Origin of the sequence: Promicromonospora sp. NPDC023987, assembly GCF_040639055.1 — a bacterium.
GTDB lineage: Bacteria > Actinomycetota > Actinomycetes > Actinomycetales > Cellulomonadaceae > Promicromonospora.
Genome location: NZ_JBEZZF010000034.1, coordinates 1 through 14743, shown reverse-complemented (window position 1 = coordinate 14743; position 14743 = coordinate 1). Strand labels below are relative to the sequence as shown.

17 protein-coding genes are annotated in these 14743 nt (G+C 72.7%); 6 read left to right on the top strand and 11 right to left on the bottom strand.

Features of this window, described 5'->3' with window-relative positions:
- Positions 1-52: 52 nt before the first annotated feature.
- The 3 genes from AB0F40_RS15945 to AB0F40_RS15935 all read right to left on the bottom strand — a co-directional run bounded on the left by AB0F40_RS15945 (position 53) and on the right by AB0F40_RS15935 (position 2789).
- The gene (locus AB0F40_RS15945) at positions 53-1204 is read right to left on the bottom strand and encodes an SPFH domain-containing protein (protein ID WP_357469235.1); all 1152 of its coding nucleotides are present in this window, start codon (positions 1202-1204) and stop codon (positions 53-55) included.
- A 135-nt stretch (positions 1205-1339) separates the two neighbouring features.
- Positions 1340-1768: an NfeD family protein gene (locus AB0F40_RS15940; protein WP_357469232.1), complete on the bottom strand. Its 429-nt coding sequence runs from the start codon at positions 1766-1768 to the stop codon at positions 1340-1342.
- A 235-nt stretch (positions 1769-2003) separates the two neighbouring features.
- Positions 2004-2789, bottom strand: a complete 786-nt coding sequence (locus AB0F40_RS15935) for an ABC transporter ATP-binding protein (RefSeq protein ID WP_357469229.1) — start codon at positions 2787-2789, stop codon at positions 2004-2006.
- 43 nt (positions 2790-2832) lie between these two features.
- On the opposite strand from AB0F40_RS15935, the gene AB0F40_RS15930 reads away from it, so the two are divergent.
- Complete coding sequence (locus AB0F40_RS15930) at positions 2833-3594, top strand: hypothetical protein (RefSeq protein ID WP_357469226.1); 762 nt, start codon at positions 2833-2835, stop codon at positions 3592-3594.
- Here AB0F40_RS15930 and AB0F40_RS15925 read toward each other — a convergent pair.
- Genes AB0F40_RS15925 through glgA form a run of 5 tightly spaced genes read right to left on the bottom strand, consistent with a single transcriptional unit; the run spans position 3576 to position 8417 of the window.
- On the bottom strand, positions 3576-4241 hold the full coding sequence (locus tag AB0F40_RS15925; RefSeq protein ID WP_357469223.1) for a response regulator transcription factor: 666 nt from the start codon (positions 4239-4241) through the stop codon (positions 3576-3578). The two genes, AB0F40_RS15930 and AB0F40_RS15925, sit on opposite strands and share 19 nt — an antisense overlap.
- Positions 4238-5425 (bottom strand): histidine kinase, encoded by a 1188-nt coding sequence (locus AB0F40_RS15920; RefSeq protein WP_357469220.1) that lies wholly within the window; start codon positions 5423-5425, stop codon positions 4238-4240. The genes AB0F40_RS15925 and AB0F40_RS15920 overlap by 4 nt, the downstream gene beginning before the upstream one ends.
- A 10-nt stretch (positions 5426-5435) precedes the next feature.
- Positions 5436-6182, bottom strand: coding sequence for a hypothetical protein (locus AB0F40_RS15915; protein WP_357469218.1), 747 nt, complete (start codon positions 6180-6182; stop codon positions 5436-5438).
- A complete protein-coding gene (locus tag AB0F40_RS15910) occupies positions 6172-7038 on the bottom strand; it encodes an ATP-binding cassette domain-containing protein (RefSeq protein WP_357469215.1) in 867 nt (288 codons plus the stop codon). The genes AB0F40_RS15915 and AB0F40_RS15910 overlap by 11 nt, the downstream gene beginning before the upstream one ends.
- A gap of 56 nt (positions 7039-7094) precedes the next feature.
- Positions 7095-8417 (bottom strand): glycogen synthase, encoded by a 1323-nt coding sequence (gene glgA / locus AB0F40_RS15905; RefSeq protein WP_357469212.1) that lies wholly within the window; start codon positions 8415-8417, stop codon positions 7095-7097.
- 76 nt (positions 8418-8493) lie between these two features.
- Here glgA and glgC point away from each other — a divergent pair, with 76 nt between their 5' ends.
- Both glgC and serB read left to right on the top strand, forming a co-directional pair.
- Positions 8494-9735, top strand: coding sequence for a glucose-1-phosphate adenylyltransferase (gene glgC / locus AB0F40_RS15900; protein WP_357469209.1), 1242 nt, complete (start codon positions 8494-8496; stop codon positions 9733-9735).
- Between the two features lie 130 nt (positions 9736-9865).
- Positions 9866-10486, top strand: coding sequence for a phosphoserine phosphatase SerB (serB, locus tag AB0F40_RS15895; RefSeq protein WP_357469206.1), 621 nt, complete (start codon positions 9866-9868; stop codon positions 10484-10486).
- Positions 10487-10560: 74 nt separating this feature from the next.
- On the opposite strand, the gene AB0F40_RS15890 is transcribed toward serB, so the two are convergent.
- The 3 genes from AB0F40_RS15890 to fabG form a co-directional block, all read right to left on the bottom strand.
- Positions 10561-11100 carry a histidine phosphatase family protein gene (locus AB0F40_RS15890; RefSeq protein ID WP_357469204.1) on the bottom strand — a complete coding sequence of 180 codons (540 nt, stop codon included), beginning with the start codon at positions 11098-11100 and terminating at the stop codon, positions 10561-10563.
- 31 nt (positions 11101-11131) lie between these two features.
- Positions 11132-11902: an enoyl-ACP reductase FabI gene (gene fabI / locus AB0F40_RS15885; protein WP_357469201.1), complete on the bottom strand. Its 771-nt coding sequence runs from the start codon at positions 11900-11902 to the stop codon at positions 11132-11134.
- Positions 11903-12063: 161 nt separating this feature from the next.
- Entirely contained in the window at positions 12064-12804 is a 741-nt protein-coding gene (gene fabG / locus AB0F40_RS15880) for a 3-oxoacyl-ACP reductase FabG (RefSeq protein WP_357469351.1), read from the bottom strand.
- 261 nt (positions 12805-13065) lie between these two features.
- On the opposite strand from fabG, the gene AB0F40_RS15875 reads away from it, so the two are divergent.
- The 3 genes from AB0F40_RS15875 to AB0F40_RS15865 are packed head-to-tail and all read left to right on the top strand — an operon-like array spanning position 13066 to position 14659.
- Entirely contained in the window at positions 13066-13434 is a 369-nt protein-coding gene (locus tag AB0F40_RS15875; protein WP_357469198.1) for a DUF3099 domain-containing protein, read from the top strand.
- A gap of 11 nt (positions 13435-13445) precedes the next feature.
- Positions 13446-13697: a hypothetical protein gene (locus tag AB0F40_RS15870; protein WP_357469195.1), complete on the top strand. Its 252-nt coding sequence runs from the start codon at positions 13446-13448 to the stop codon at positions 13695-13697.
- Entirely contained in the window at positions 13694-14659 is a 966-nt protein-coding gene (locus tag AB0F40_RS15865) for an SURF1 family protein (RefSeq protein ID WP_357469192.1), read from the top strand. Before AB0F40_RS15870 ends, AB0F40_RS15865 begins: the two co-directional genes overlap by 4 nt.
- Positions 14660-14743: the final 84 nt, after the last annotated feature.

Genomic DNA, 14743 nt, shown 5'->3' with positions numbered 1-14743 from the left:
AAGCCCCCCGGTGCGCACACCGAGGGGCTTCCGAAAGCTGCTGACGCTACGGTCAGCCGGCCGGCGGCGCCGGGGGCACCGGCGGAGGCGGCGTCGAGCCGCCACCGGGCAGCTGCCCGCGCTCGGTGCGCGGGTCGAACGGCTCGCCCGAACGGGTGCCGGCGCTCGTCGCGTCGGCCACGGCGGCCTCGGCCTGGCGCTGTGCCTCGGCCAGGGCCTCGCTCGGGTCCTGCAGCAGCGGCTTGTCGAGCACCGACGTCCGGGGACCGCTCGACGGGCTGTCGTCACCGCCGGACGGGTCCGGGATGCCCGGCGTGCCGGGCGTCCCGCCGAAGCCCTTGGCGATGCTGCCCAGCGCGGCAGTGAACTCGGTGGGGATGACCCACGTCGTGTTGGAGTCGCCCTTGGCGATCTGCGGGAGCATCTGCAGGTACTGGTACGCGAGCAGCTTCGGGTCCGGGTCACCGCGGTGGATGGCCTCGAACACCTGGATGATCGCGCGGGACTCACCCTCGGCCCGCAGGATCTGCGACTGGGCGTCACCCTCGGCGGTGAGGATCGCCGACTGCTTCTCACCCTCGGCGGTCAGGATCGCCGACTGCTTGATGCCCTCGGCGGTCAGGATCGCCGCACGGCGGTCCCGCTCGGCGCGCATCTGCTGCTCCATCGCACCCTGGATGGAGGGCGGCGGCTCGATCGACTTGAGCTCGACACGGTTGACACGGATACCCCAGCGGCCGGTCGCCTCGTCGAGGACGCCACGGAGCTGGCCGTTGATCTGGTCACGGCTGGTGAGCGTCTGCTCCAGGTCCATCGAACCGATGACGTTACGCAGCGTGGTGACCGTGAGCTGCTCGATCGCCGTGATGTAGTTCGCGATCTCGTAGACCGCGGACTTGGCGTCCGTCACCTGGAAGTAGATGACCGTGTCGATCTCGACCACCAGGTTGTCGCTGGTGATCACGGGCTGGGGCGGGAACGACACGACCTGCTCGCGCAGGTCCACGCCGGCGCGGACGCGGTCGACGAACGGCACCAGCACGTGCAGACCGGGGTCGAGCGTCTTCGAGTACCGACCCAGGCGCTCGACCACGAGCGCCACCGACTGCGGAACGATCCGCACGGCACGGATCACCGCGACGACACCGACGATCACGACCAGGGCAATGATCAGATAGAGCAGGACTTGCCCGAATGACTCCACGACGTCTCCTTACGCGGGCGCCTTGGCCCGCACGGACGGTTTTCACGCTTCTGACTTGAACAGCGAGCTTCCGACTGGACTTCTGGGTACTGCTTCACGCTGGTACTGCTGCTGGGGCGCCCAGGAACCAGGCGGCTACGCCGGCTCGACGACGGCGGTGGCGCCGTCGATCTGGACCACACGAACGCTAGTGCCGGCGGCCAGCAGAGGCGAGCCGGGCACGGCCCTCGCGCTCCACACCTCTCCGCTGAGCTTGATCAGCCCGGAGGCCGTGCTGACCTCCTGGACCACCGACGCCGTGCGCCCCACGTTCGCCTCCGCGTTGGTGGGCGCCTTCGGCGTGTTGTTGCGCAGGTGGCGGATCAGCGTGGGCCGCAGCGTCACGAGCAGCACCACCGATGCCACCACGAACACGATGGCCTGCACCCACAGCGGGGTGCCGGCTGCGTTCGCCACACCTGCGGCCAGCGCGCCGCCCGCGAACATGATGAAGACGAAATCCAGCGACAGGAGTTCGATCAACGCGAATACCAGCGCGGCTCCTACCCACCACAACCAGTCCATGGGTGCTCCCTCCGAGCGTCCACTCCGGCCGGTGACCGGTCACCGGCGGAACCTCTCCGCCAGCGGGTCCTCGCGGTGAATCTACCGCCACCTCGGACCTTTGCCCGGACTTTACCAAGGTCTACTGACACAGTGGTAGCAAAAACCGGTGTTTCAACGTGATTTCTCGAATGTGCCGACCGTTTCCACGGCAGAAGTGTCAGCACACCGCGAGATCAGGCGTCAGGACATGGGCTCAGCGGGCAGCACGCGCGAGCCAGCGCCCGCCACCGTGCGCCACGATGAGGGGCAGCCCGAACGCCGACGAGAGGTTGTCCGCGGTGAGGACCTCCTCGATCGGTCCGGCGGCCTGGATGCCCGCGTTCTTCATGAGCAGCAGGTGCGTGAAGCCCGGCGGGATCTCCTCGACGTGGTGCGTCACGTGCACCAGCACCGGCGACGCGGGATCGGCGGCGAGCTCGGACAGCGCGCCGACCAGCTCCTCGCGGCCGCCCAGGTCGAGGCCGGCACCGGGCTCGTCGAGCAGCAGCAGCTCGGGGTCGGTCATGAGGGCCCGGGCGATCTGCACGCGCTTGCGCTCGCCCTCGGACAGGGTGCCGTAGGTGCGGTCGGCGAGGTGGTCGACGTCGAACGCCGCCAGCAGGTCCTTCGCGCGCTGCTCGTCGAGCTCGTCGTAGGTCTCGTGCCAGCGTCCGGTCACTCCGTAGGCGGCGGTCAGCACGACGTCGCGCACCGTCTCCGCCGTCGGCAGCCGCTCGGCGAGCGCCGCGCTCGAGATGCCGATCCGCGGGCGCAGCTCGAACACGTCGACCGTGCCGAGGGTCGAGTCGAGGATCGTGGCCGTGCCCGACGTCGGGTGGAGGCGTGCTGCGACAATCTGGAGGAGAGTTGTCTTGCCCGCACCGTTCGGTCCGAGCACGATCCACCGTTCTCCTTCGTTCACCTGCCAGTCCACGGAATCGAGGATGGTCGAGGTGCCGCGACGGACGGTGACGCCCGCGAGTTGGAGAACCGAGCTCATGGGCACCGACGATACCCGAGGAGGAGTCATTTACAGTTCTGCGGTGGACACCGATCAGGAGCTCCCCCGGAGCGTGCTGCTCGCCCTCTGGCTGCAGGGGGTCGGCGACACCTCGGACGCCGTGAAGTCCGTGGTGGGCGACGACGAGCCGCACACCGTCGAGGGGCTGCCCGGCTTCGCCGACGGCACCGATCTCGACACGCTCTTCACCGCCTGGACCACCGGGCCGCGGGAGGTGTGCGCGCTGCTGCCCGCGCCCGGCGACGCCGCGGGCGTGCCCGCAGCGGCCAACCTCGAGGCCACCGACGCCGGGGAGTGCGTGGTGGTCACGACGCCCGCGGGGAGCTGGGCGGCGGTCCCCCGCGTCCAGGCCTTCGGCAGCCACATCGAGCCGGGTCACATGGTGACGTGGCACGTGCTGGAGGTCCCCGCGTGGACCACGCTCGTGCACGCCGCGATCGGCTCGGTCGCCGACGCCGAGCGCGAGCTCCGCACGAGCCTGATGACCGCGACGGACGCCCTGGACCAGCTCGACGTCGCCCGCTGGCGCGACGACGCCGCCGACGCCATCGAGCGGATCCGGTCCGCCAGCACGTCGTCGTGGCCGGTGCCGCACCTGGACGGACGGCGCGCCCGCGTGCTGGACCTCGCCAACCGCCTGCGGGCGATCGTGGCGCTGGGCACGGTGGACGACGGCGGCGCCGTGAACGTCTTCCAGGTGGACCAGCGCTCCACGGCGCTGCGCGAGGTGGACCGCACGGCCCGGCACGCTATGAGCGCGGCCACCTACGGCGAGGTCCGCTGACCCGCCGACCAGACCTGCCAGGCGAGCTCCACGCGGTTGCGTACCCCGAGTCGGTCCATCGCCGAGCTGACGTACGCCTTCACGGTGCTCTCGCTGAGGTGCAGGTCCGTGGCGATCTCCGCGTTCGTGCGGCCCTGGGCGAGCAGGTCCGCCACGTCGCGCTCCCGGGCGGTGAGGGCCGCGAGCCGGCCGGCGGCGAGCTCGGCATCGGCGTGCCCGGCGTCGCCGCGGCGCAGGTCGCGCGCGACCTGGTGGGCGACGGCGGGCGACAGCCACGTCTCCCCCTCCGCCGTGCCCCGCACGGCCCGCAGCAGGTCGTGCGGGTCGCCCGACTTGAGCAGGAACCCGTCCGCGCCGAGCGCGATCGCCCGGCGCACGTACTCGCTCTCGCCGAAGCTGGTCAGCACGACGACGCGCACCGGGAGCTGCTCCCGGCGGATCACCTCCAGCGTGCCGAGCCCGTCGAGCACGGGCATCCGCACGTCCAGCACGACGACGTCGAGCAGCCGGGACCGGGCCACCGCGAGCGCCTCCCGCCCGTCGGCGGCCCGCGCGACGACGTCGATGTCCGGGTCGGTGGCGAAGGTGCCGGTGAGCACGTCACGCACGCGGGGGTCGTCGTCGACGACGAGGACGCGGACCCTCACCACAGCGGCTCCCCGGCGAGGTCGGTGACGCGGGTGACCGCGCGGTCGTCGGCGCAGACCTCGACGGTCGCGGCAGCGATGGGAAAGTTCCCGTCGGTCCAGGCGCGGCAGGTCGAGCCGCGGGGCGGCTCGGGCGCCCGCGCGAGGCGGACGGGTGCCTGCCGCTCGGGCACGAGGGCGTCCAGCTCGGCGGTGGGCAGACCGACGGCGAGCCGCGCGAGGACCTCGGGTTCCGCCGTCGTGTCGTGCGACGCCCAGGTCCAGAACCCGAGGACGACGGCGCACGCCACCACGACGGGCACCGCCGTCTGGCGGACCAGGGCGCGCAGGGGTCGTGCGCCGGCCACCTCGACGGGTTCGGCGCTGCCGAGCGGGTCGCCGACGGGCTGGGCGGGGATGCGGGCGGTGAGGACGTGCGTGCCGTCGTGGTGCTGAACGTCCAGGTGTCCGCCGAGCGCCGTCACGCGGCGGCGCAGCGCGTCGAGCCCGTGGCCGGCACGGCCCGCGCCCGCCGTCGGCGCCGGCGGGTCGGAGGTCGCCACGCGGGCCTCGACGACGTCGCCGCCCGTGCCCGTCGACGTCGACAGCACGACGGCGACCGGGCTGCCCGGCGCGTGCCGCGCGGCGTTGGTGAGCCCTTCACGGACCACCGCGTGCACGGCGAGGCGGGCGGGGACCGCCACCCGGTCGACCTCCCCGTGCAGCGTGACCCGCGCGCCGGCCTGCCGGGCCCGGGCCACGAGGTCTTCGATGTCGTCGGTCACCGGCTCGTCGGGTGCCGTCCCGTGCAGCAGGGCGACGGTGTCGTGCAGGCTCGCCACGGCGCGCTCGGCCTGCGCCCGCAGCTGCCCGGCGAGCTTCGCGTCCGCGGCGTCCGCCCGCAGCTCGAGCAGGCCCGCCTGCATGGCGATGAGGCTGAGCTCGTGGCCCACGAGGTCGTGCACCTCGTCGGCGACCCGGCGCCGCTCGGCCGCCCGCCGAGCGGCCTCCCGCTCCCGGGTGTACCTGCCGCGCAGCAGCAGGTACTGGCCGAGGAGCAGCAGGCAGGCGAACCCGGTGAGCGCCGCCAGCTCCGCCAGGGCGAGCAGCAGCCCGGAGCCCGCCCACCAGGCGAGCCCCAGCACCCCGGCCTGGACCACCAGGAATGCCGGGACGGCCCAGCGCAGCACCGGGTGCGTTCTCATCGGCCCGAGGCTAGGCATCCCGGCGGGTCACCGTCCACACGGCCAGGCCGAGGGTCGCCGCGGACCAGGTGGCCAGCACCGCGAGCGCGAACGGCCGGGAGAGGTCCGCGGTGCCGGAGACGAACGCCGCCCCGGCCGGGCCGGGCAACCACCGGCCGGCGGTGTCCGGTGCCGCGAGCGTGACGACGAGCAGGACGAACGCGGCCGACAGGGCGCCCACCGCGCTACGGCACAGGAAGCCCAGCCCCACGGCGACCAGCGCGGCGGCGGCGAACACCCCGGCTGCTCCGGCCGAGGCCTCGGCCACCGGGACGGGGGCGCCGGCGTGGCTGCCCAGCACCACGTCGGCCAACAGGGCCGACACGGGGCCAAGGACCGCACCGAGCGTCGCCGCGACGGCGCCCGCCACTGCCGTCTTGGCCGCGACGACCATCCACCGGCGCGGCGTGGCCAGGAACACCGGCCCGATGGATCCGGCCGCGTACTCGGGCGTCACCAGGTGCAGCGCGAACCCGGCGACCGCGATCTGGGCGAAGCTCACCACGGGACCGAGGACCTCCGACACCGGCGTCCGGGTGCCCGGCGGGAGCTCACCCGTCGAGACGGCGTGGACCACGTCGTTGGCGAGCGTCATGGCCGTGACGAGGGCGATCACGACAGCGATCCCCAGCCAGAGCACGGCGGCAGGGACCGACCACGCCTTGCCCCACTCGGAGCGGACGACGGCGGACAGCTCGCGGAGCGGCTCAGCGGCCATGCCGCACCTCCTGCGTGGTGACGCCGGACTGCACGGTGGCACCGGACTGCACGGTGGCACCGGACGCCGGGCGCCCGGCGCCGGTCGCGTCATCGGCGCCGGCCACGTACTCAGCGCCGGCCACGTACTCCGCGGAGTCCTCGACGAGGTTGAGGTACCCGGACTCGAGCGCCGACATCCCCTCCGCCAGGTGCTCCGGCGTGGCCCGCGCGGCGAGGTCCGCCGTGGGCAGGTCCGCCAGCAGGCGGCCCTTGCCGAGCACCAGCACGCGGTCGGCCACGAGCTGCACCTCGGACATGAGGTGGCTGGAGATCAGGACGGTGCGCCCGTCGTCGGCCAGGCGGCGCAGCAGGCGACGGATCCACCGCACGCCGTCGGTGTCCAGGCCGTTCACCGGCTCGTCGAGGAGGACCGTGCCCGGGTCGCCGAGCAGCGCGGCGGCCAGCCCGAGCCGCTGGCCCATGCCGAGCGAGAAGCCGCCCGCCCGCCGTCGGGCCACGCCGCGCAGCCCGGTGAGGTCGAGCACCTCGTCCACGCGGGTGGCGGGGATGCGGTTGCTCCGCGCGAGCGCGAGCAGGTGCTGCCGGGCGGAACGCTGCGGGTGCACCGCGAGCCCGCCCAGGTGGGCACCCGCGACGTGGAGCGGCCGGCGCAGCGTCGCGTACCTGCGGCCTGCCACCAGCGCGGTGCCCGACGTCGCATGGTCCAGGCCCAGGACCACGCGCATCAGCGTCGACTTGCCCGCGCCGTTCGGCCCCAGCAGGCCCGTCACGCTGCCGGTCGCCACCTCGCAGGTCACGTCGCGCAGCGCCGTGGTCGTGCCGTATCTCTTGGTCAGGTGCTCGATCTGGATCATGGGGGAAGCCTCGCCCGCGGGCGGGGCAGGCCGGTACCGACGAAAGTACCGACGTCTCAGCCCTGCGCGAGCACCTGCTCGTAGACCTCCATCGTGCGGTCGCCGATCGCCGACCAGGTGAAGTGCTCCTCGGCCCGACGGCGGCCCGCCGCCCCCATCGCCGCGGCGCCCTCCGGGTCGGTCGCGACCCGGGTCAGCGCGCCCGCCAGGTCGGCGACGAACCGGTCGGGGTCCAGCGGCGTGCCCGTCCCGTCGTCGGCCTGCTCGATGGGGACCAGCACGCCGGTGACGCCGTCGTCGACCACCTCGGGGATGCCGCCGGTGGCCGTGCCGACCACGGGCAGGCCCACCGCCATGGCCTCGAGGTTCACGATGCCGAGCGGCTCGTAGACGCTCGGGCAGACGAAGACGGTGCAGGCCGACAGGACCGCCACGAGGTCGGGCCGCGGGAGCATCTCCTCGATCCAGACGACACCGGTGCGGGACTCGCGCAGTCGTTCGACCAGGCCCACCACCTCGGCCATGATCCTCGGTGTGTCCGGCGCGCCCGCACACAGCACGAGCTGCACCTCGGGCGGCAGCTCGGCGGCGGCCCGCAGCAGGTACGGCAGGCCCTTCTGCCGGGTGATCCGACCGACGAACACGACCGCCGGGCGGTCCGGGTCGATCCCGTACCTGCGCACGGTCGCCGCTGCGGCGCCCTGCGCCGCGACGTCGTCCGCGGCGGGGCGCCGCCAGCCCGCCAGGTCGATGCCGTTGTGCACCACGTGCACCCGCTCCGGGTCGAGCTCCGGGTAGACCCGCAGGATGTCGGCCCGCATGCCCGCGGAGACCGCGATGACCCCGGCCGCGCCCAGGTAGGCGGTGCGCTCGGCCCACGACGAGAGCGCGTACCCGCCCCCGAGCTGCTCGGCCTTCCAGGGGCGCAGCGGTTCGAGGGAGTGCGCGGTGACGACGTGCGGCACCCCGTGCAGCAGGCCGCCCAGGTGGCCCGCCATGTTGGCGTACCAGGTGTGCGAGTGGAGCAGGTCGGCGCCCGCCACGTCGTCGGCCATGACGAGGTCGGTGCCCAGGGTGGCCAGCGCCGCGTTCGCGCCGGACAGGGCGGCCGGCGTCCGGTAGCCCGTGACACCCGACGACTCCGTCGCGGCGTCGCGCGGGCCGTCGAAGCAGCGCACCCGCACGTCGGCGTGCTGGGCCAGCACCCCGGCCAGCTCGGCCACGTGGACGCCCGCGCCGCCGTAGACATGGGGCGGGAACTCGCGCGTCAGGAGGTCGACGCGGAGGCTGCTCGCGCGCTGGTGGGCGGGGCCGCGAGCGGGCTCCGGCGCGGGAACGGAACGGGGGGCAAAGCCGGGGGCGGCAGCGACGTCGGGCACGTGGCCAAACCTAGCGTGCGCGAAGTCTCCGCGCGCCACCTGACGGACCAGCCCAAAAGGGCTTAATGTCACCCGTATGGCTTCCGCCCCCCGCGTCCTTGCGATCGTCCTCGCCGGCGGCGAGGGAAAGCGGCTGATGCCGCTCACCGCCGCCCGCGCCAAGCCCGCAGTGCCCTTCGGCGGCATCTACCGTCTGGTGGACTTCGCCCTCTCCAACATCGTCAACTCGCGGTACCTGCACGTCGTCGTGCTGACGCAGTACAAGTCCCACTCCCTGGACCGGCACATCTCGAAGACGTGGCGCATGTCGCCGCTGCTCGGGAACTTCGTGGCGCCGGTCCCGGCACAGCAGCGCGTGGGCAAGCACTGGTATCTCGGCAGCGCCGACGCGATCTACCAGTGCCTCAACATCATCGACGACGAGCGGCCCGACATCGTCGTCGTGGTCGGCGCCGACCACGTCTACCGCATGGACTTCTCCCAGATGGTGGACGCGCACATCGAGTCGGGGGCGCGGGCGTCGGTCGCCGCGATCCGGCAGCCGATCGGGATGGCCGACCAGTTCGGCGTCATCGACGTCGACCCGGACGACCCCACGAAGATCCGCGAGTTCCTGGAGAAGCCGACCGACCCCACGGGCCTGCCCGACTCCCCCGGCGAGATCCTCGCCTCCATGGGCAACTACGTGTTCGACGCCGACGCGCTGGTCGAGGCCGTCACCAAGGACGCGGCGAACCCCGACTCGCGGCATGACATGGGCGGCGACATCATCCCCGCGTTCGTCGCGCAGGGCGAGGCCGGCGTGTACGACTTCATCCGCAACGACGTGCCCGGCTCCACCGACCGCGACCGCGGTTACTGGCGCGACGTCGGGACCATCGACTCGTACTACGACGCGCACACCGATCTCATCGCGGTGCACCCGATCTTCAACCTCTACAACTACGAGTGGCCCCTGTACACGGGCTACACGGGGCTGCCGCCGGCGAAGTTCGTGCACGCCGGTCCCGGGCGCATGGGGCACGCGGTCGAGTCGATCGTCTCGCCGGGGGTGCTCATCTCGGGCGCGCAGGCCGGAGGATCGGTGCTCTCCCCCGGCGTGCACCTGCACTCCTGGTCGAACGTCTCGAACTCCGTGCTGATGGACGACGTCCAGGTGCACCGGTACGCGCACGTGCACCGGGCGATCGTCGACAAGAACGTGGTGATCAACGAGCGGGCCCGCATCGGCGTCGACCACGACGAGGACCGGGCCCGGGGCTTCACGGTGACGGAGAGCGGCCTGGTGGTGGTCCCGAAGGGCACGATCGTCGACTGACGCTCGTGCTGCCGTGGGCGCCGGGCCGCCATCTCCTTCGAGGCCTAAGCTACTTCGCTTTGGAGCCGTCCAAAGCGAAGTGGCTTAGGCCTCGAAAACGCTAGGGCCAGGAGTCCGGCACACTGGTCCCGTGAAGCGACTCATCGTGACCGACGTGGACTCCACCTTCTTCCAGCAGGAGGTCATCGAGCTCATCGCCGAGCATGCCGGCACCCGGGACGAGGTCGCGGCCGTCACCGAGCGGGCGATGCGCGGCGAGCTCGACTTCGCGGCGTCGCTCCGGGAGCGGGTGGCGACCCTGGCCGGCGTCCCCGTCGCAGCCCTCGACAAGGTGCGCGCCGCCGTGGAGCTGACGCCGGGCGCCCGCGAGCTGGTGGCCGAGTGCCAGGCGCGCGGCTGGGCGTTCGGGCTGGTGTCCGGCGGGTTCGCGGAGATCGTGGAGCCGGTCGCCCAGGAGCTCGGGATCGAGCTCCTGCGGGCGAACCGGCTGGAGGTCGCGGACGGCGTGCTGACCGGCCGCACCGTCGGCCCCGTCATCGACCGGGCGGCCAAGGCCGCGACGCTGCGCGAGTGGGCCGCGGCCCTGGACATCCCGCTGGAGCACACGGTCGCCGTCGGCGACGGTGCGAACGACCTCGGCATGATCGAGATCGCCGGCGTCGGCGTGGCCTTCAACGCCAAGCCGCTGGTCCGGCAACAGGCCCCCCACTCGGTAGAGGGTCGTCTGGACGGAATCCTCACCCTCCTCTAGCACGTTGAGTGCGGGCGATTTGTGGGCCAGAGACGTCTCCGGCAACAAATAGCCCGCACTCAACGGAGGAGGGGTCAGGCGGGGCGGGTTACCTCCGTCAGGCGGGCCAGCTTGCGGTCCCACTCCGGCCAGTCGAGGTCCGCGTGCAGCACCGAATAGGTGCCCGTCGGGACGCCTACGCGCACCTGCGCGAGGGCGCCGTCCTCCGACCCGGGACCGGCCAGCAGCTCGGCCGTGCCCGCCATGGCGGGCTCGTGACCGATCACCAGCACGGTCCGCGCGGCAGGGTCGAGCTCGCGCACCAGCGCGAGGACGCCGCGCGGCATCGCGCCAAGGAGGTCGTCGGTGAACGCCACCGGCGGCTCCCCCAGGTGCTTGCGCGCGAGGTCCCACGTCTGGCGGGAACGCACCGCCCCGGAGACGAGGACGGCGTCGGGCAGGAGGCCGGACGCGACCAACGCCGCACCGACCTTCACCGCCTGGTCCCGGCCACGCAGTGCCAGCGGACGCTGCTCGTCGGGAAGTCCCGACGGCGGCTCCGCCTTCGCGTGCCGGAGCAACACCAGACGCCGTCCCGGCGAAGTAGTGGGCTCCGTGCCCGACGCTCTGCCCATCAAAGCCTCCTGCCCATCTATTGAGCCGGGTCTATTGACCCATGGCGTGCACGCCGCCGTCGACGTGCACGATCTCACCGGTGGTCGCCGGGAACCAGTCCGACAGGAGCGCGCACACGGCACGCGCCGCCGGCTCCGCGGTCGTCTGGTCCCAGCCGAGCGGGGCTCGGGTCGGCCAGGCGTCCTCCATCGTCGCGAAGCCCGGGATGGACTTGGCGGCGGTGGTCCGGATCGGCCCTGCCGAGACGAGGTTGCAGCGGATTCCTTCGGGCCCGAGGTCGCGCGCCAGGTAGCGGTTCGCGGACTCCAGGCCGGCCTTGGCCACGCCCATCCAGTCGTACACGGGCCAGGCGAACTGCGCGTCGAACGTCAGGCCGACGACGGCGCCGCCGTCCGTCATCAGCTCCCTCGCCGCCACGGCGATCGACTTGTACGAGAACGTGGAGACGTGCAGCGCGGTGGCCACGTCCTCCCAGGTACCCGTGAGGAAGTTGCCGCCCATGACGGACTGCGGCGCGAACCCGATCGAGTGCACGACGCCGTCGAGCCGCTCGAAGCCCTCCGCGCGCACCGCGTCGGCCAGACCGTCGAGGTTCTCCTGGCTGGTCGCGTCCAGCTCGACCACCGGGGCCTCGACCGGCAGCCGCTTCGCGAAGGCCTGCGTGAGCTTCATCTGCCGCCCGAAGGACGAGAGAACGATCTCAGCGCCCTCCTCCTGAGCGAGCCGGGCGGCGTGGAATGCGATCGACGAGTCCGTCAGCACGCCCGTGACGAGCAGCTTCTTACCTTCGAGGAGACCCATGTTGTCCTTCCGATCGGGCGCAGGGCGTGCCGAGGCGACCCCTGCGCTGGGTGTGAGCGTAATGCGGATTGCGGCGTGGAACGAAACTCCGCGCCGTGCTTGATGTCCCGAATGTTGGATTTATTCGGGCAAAACCGCTGGTAGCGGCGCCAGAGTACGGCTCAGTGCCCCATTCCGAGGCCACCGTCGACCGGGATGACCGCGCCGGTGACGTAGCCCGCCGCGTCGGATGCGACGAACGACACGACGGCCGCGATCTCGTCGGGCGTGGCGAAGCGGCCCGCCGGGATCGTCTTGAGGTAGTGGCTGCGCACGTCGTCGGACAGCGCGGCGGTCATGTCCGTCTCGACGTATCCGGGCGCGACGACGTTCGCCGTGATGCCGCGCGTACCGAGCTCACGGGTGATCGAACGCGCCATGCCGACCAGGGCGGCCTTCGAGGAGGAGTAGTTCACCTGGCCGGCGCCGCCGGACAGGCCGACGATCGAGCCGAGCAGCACGATGCGGCCCTTCCGCGCCCGGATCATGCCCTTGGACGCGCGGCGGACGCAGCGGAACGTGCCGGTGAGGTTCACGTCCACGACCGACTCGAACTCCTCGTCGCTCATGCGCATGAGGAGCTGGTCCTTCGTCACGCCGGCGTTGGCCACGAGCACCTCGACGGGGCCGCCCATGTCCTTCTCGATGGCAGTGAACGCCGCGTCGACGGCCGCCGAGTCGGTGACGTCCGCCACATAGGCCTCGACGCCCTTGGGCAGGTCGCCGCCGCGGTAGATCGTGGCGACGCGGTCGCCGTCCGCCACGAAGCGCTCCGCGATAGCGCGGCCGATGCCGCGGGCGGCACCCGTCACGACGACTACTCGGCCGGTCGGACCTGCGGAAATGCTCTGAGTGGCGGGCATGGTGGTCACCTGAACTCCTCGATGCTGGATTGGCGCAAGTTCGCATGGAGGCCGCGCGAGGCTGGGGGCCGCGGCCGGTACCTGGGTCGATCCGGGTCCGCTGCGACGCTACCCCGCGCGTCGGCCGCGCGCCGCGCGCGCCGGGCCACAGGGATTCACCGGTCCTTGTCGGTTTCCTACAACAACTCCCCGTGGCGCACGTGCTTCGGCCGACGCCGCAGGGAGTACCCGCCCGGTTCGCCGCGGACGTAGACTGACAGGATGAGCGAGCCGGTCCCGTCCATCACCTCGGCCCCTGAGCCGCTGGCTGTGGACCAGGCGCGCCGAACGCGCAGCTATCTCATCCAGATGTCCATCCGCGTCGTGTGCATCATCGGCGCCGTGCTGGTGGACGGCTGGGTCCGGTGGGCGCTCGTCGCAGCCGCCGTGGTGCTGCCGTACTCGGCGGTGCTGATCGCCAACTCGGGCCGCGACCAGGTCACGCACGACACGTCGCCCGTGACGCCGCCCGCCGCCCCCGCGCTCACCGAGCTGCCCGACACCTCCCCCGACGTGCCGAACGCACCGAGCGACCCCAGCGCCACGGGCGCGCCGGGTGCCGGCCGTGTCATCGACCACGTGGACGACTGAGAGAACTCCCGATGGACCTCCTCGGCCTCTCCGGCCCCGCACCTGACCCTGTGCCCGACGGCGAGCTCATCTGCTCAGCCAAGGGCTGCCGCGCCCAGGCGTCGTGGGGTCTGCTGTGGAACAACCCGAAGCTGCACACGCCCGAGCGCCGCAAGGTGTGGCTCGCGTGCGACGAACACCGCGAGCACCTCGAGCACTTCCTGGCGTCACGGTCGTTCTGGAAGCAGACGGTGGCGGTGGCGGAGCTGGACCGGGTGTCGTGAGCGACGGCACCACGGGCGCCGACGGCGCGGGCGTCATGAGCGCAGGTGGCCCGGGCGACGAGTCCCGCGGCCCCCGGACGACACGGCAGTGGGTGATCCTCGCGGTGGCCGCTGTGGTCCTCGCCGCTCTCTGCCTCGTGGCCGGGCGCTGGCAGTGGGAGCGGTCCGAGTCGCGCAACGCCGAGATCGACCTCGTCAAGGCCAACTGGTCGGCGCCGGTGGTGCCCGTGCAGGAGATCCTGGACGGGCCGGGCGCCGTCGTGCCGGACTCGGAGGTCTGGCAGCGCGTGGAGCTCGAGGGAGAGTACGTCACCGACGCGACGGTGGTGCTGCGCAACCGGCCCGTCGCCGGGCGCAACGGCTACCACGTGCTGGTCCCGTTCGAGGCCCGGCTCCCGGGAGAGGACATCGTGATCGTCGTCAACCGTGGCACCGTGCCGCTCGGGCGGGACGCGTCGGGGCCCGGGGAGTTCCCGCCGCCGCCGTCGGGCCCGGTGCGCGTCGTCGTGTCGCTGCGGGCGGACGAGCCGCCGTCGGCCCGCGGCAGCGTGCCCGGGCAGGTGCAGGCGATCTCGACCGAGCAGGTGCTCGCGGCGGGACCGGACGGTGCCGGATGGGCCGAGGGGCGCACCGTCGGCGCGTACGGCGCGCTGCGGGCCGAGGACCCGGCGCCCGAGGCCTCGCTCACCACCCTCCCGAAGCCGGACACCGACCCGGGGTCGCACCTGTCGTACGCGTTCCAGTGGTGCATCTTCGCGATCGGCGCGATCGGCGGGTACGTCCTGCTGTGGCGCAGGGAGCGCGGGGCGCTGCGGGGCGAGTCGGTCTCTGCGGGCGACCTGCTCCTCGCCTCGGCCGACCACGCCGACGCCGACGGGGTGCGGGCGCGCAGGCCGGCCCGCGAGCGCCGTCGGACGGCGGAGGACGAGGAAGACGCGCTGATCGAGGCCCAGCTGCGCTGACCGCGCGCCGCCCACCGATTGGTCGAGCCCCCCACCGCTGGTCGAGCCTGTCGAGACCCCGTGAGTGGCTCACCAGGTCTCGAC

Excerpts from the sequence above, each read along its gene's own strand:
- fabG (WP_357469351.1), bottom strand. The coding sequence starts at position 12,804 with ATGCCCGCCACTCAGAGCATTTCCGCAGGTCCGACCGGCCGAGTAGTC.
- AB0F40_RS15920 (WP_357469220.1), bottom strand. The coding sequence starts at position 5,425 with ATGAGAACGCACCCGGTGCTGCGCTGGGCCGTCCCGGCATTCCTGGTG.
- fabI (WP_357469201.1), bottom strand. The coding sequence starts at position 11,902 with ATGGGTCTCCTCGAAGGTAAGAAGCTGCTCGTCACGGGCGTGCTGACG.
- glgC (WP_357469209.1), top strand. The coding sequence starts at position 8,494 with ATGGCTTCCGCCCCCCGCGTCCTTGCGATCGTCCTCGCCGGCGGCGAG.
- AB0F40_RS15875 (WP_357469198.1), top strand. The coding sequence starts at position 13,066 with ATGAGCGAGCCGGTCCCGTCCATCACCTCGGCCCCTGAGCCGCTGGCT.
- AB0F40_RS15870 (WP_357469195.1), top strand. The coding sequence starts at position 13,446 with ATGGACCTCCTCGGCCTCTCCGGCCCCGCACCTGACCCTGTGCCCGAC.
- AB0F40_RS15890 (WP_357469204.1), bottom strand. The coding sequence starts at position 11,100 with ATGGGCAGAGCGTCGGGCACGGAGCCCACTACTTCGCCGGGACGGCGT.
- AB0F40_RS15910 (WP_357469215.1), bottom strand. The coding sequence starts at position 7,038 with ATGATCCAGATCGAGCACCTGACCAAGAGATACGGCACGACCACGGCG.
- AB0F40_RS15915 (WP_357469218.1), bottom strand. The coding sequence starts at position 6,182 with ATGGCCGCTGAGCCGCTCCGCGAGCTGTCCGCCGTCGTCCGCTCCGAG.
- AB0F40_RS15940 (WP_357469232.1), bottom strand. The coding sequence starts at position 1,768 with ATGGACTGGTTGTGGTGGGTAGGAGCCGCGCTGGTATTCGCGTTGATC.
- AB0F40_RS15935 (WP_357469229.1), bottom strand. The coding sequence starts at position 2,789 with ATGAGCTCGGTTCTCCAACTCGCGGGCGTCACCGTCCGTCGCGGCACC.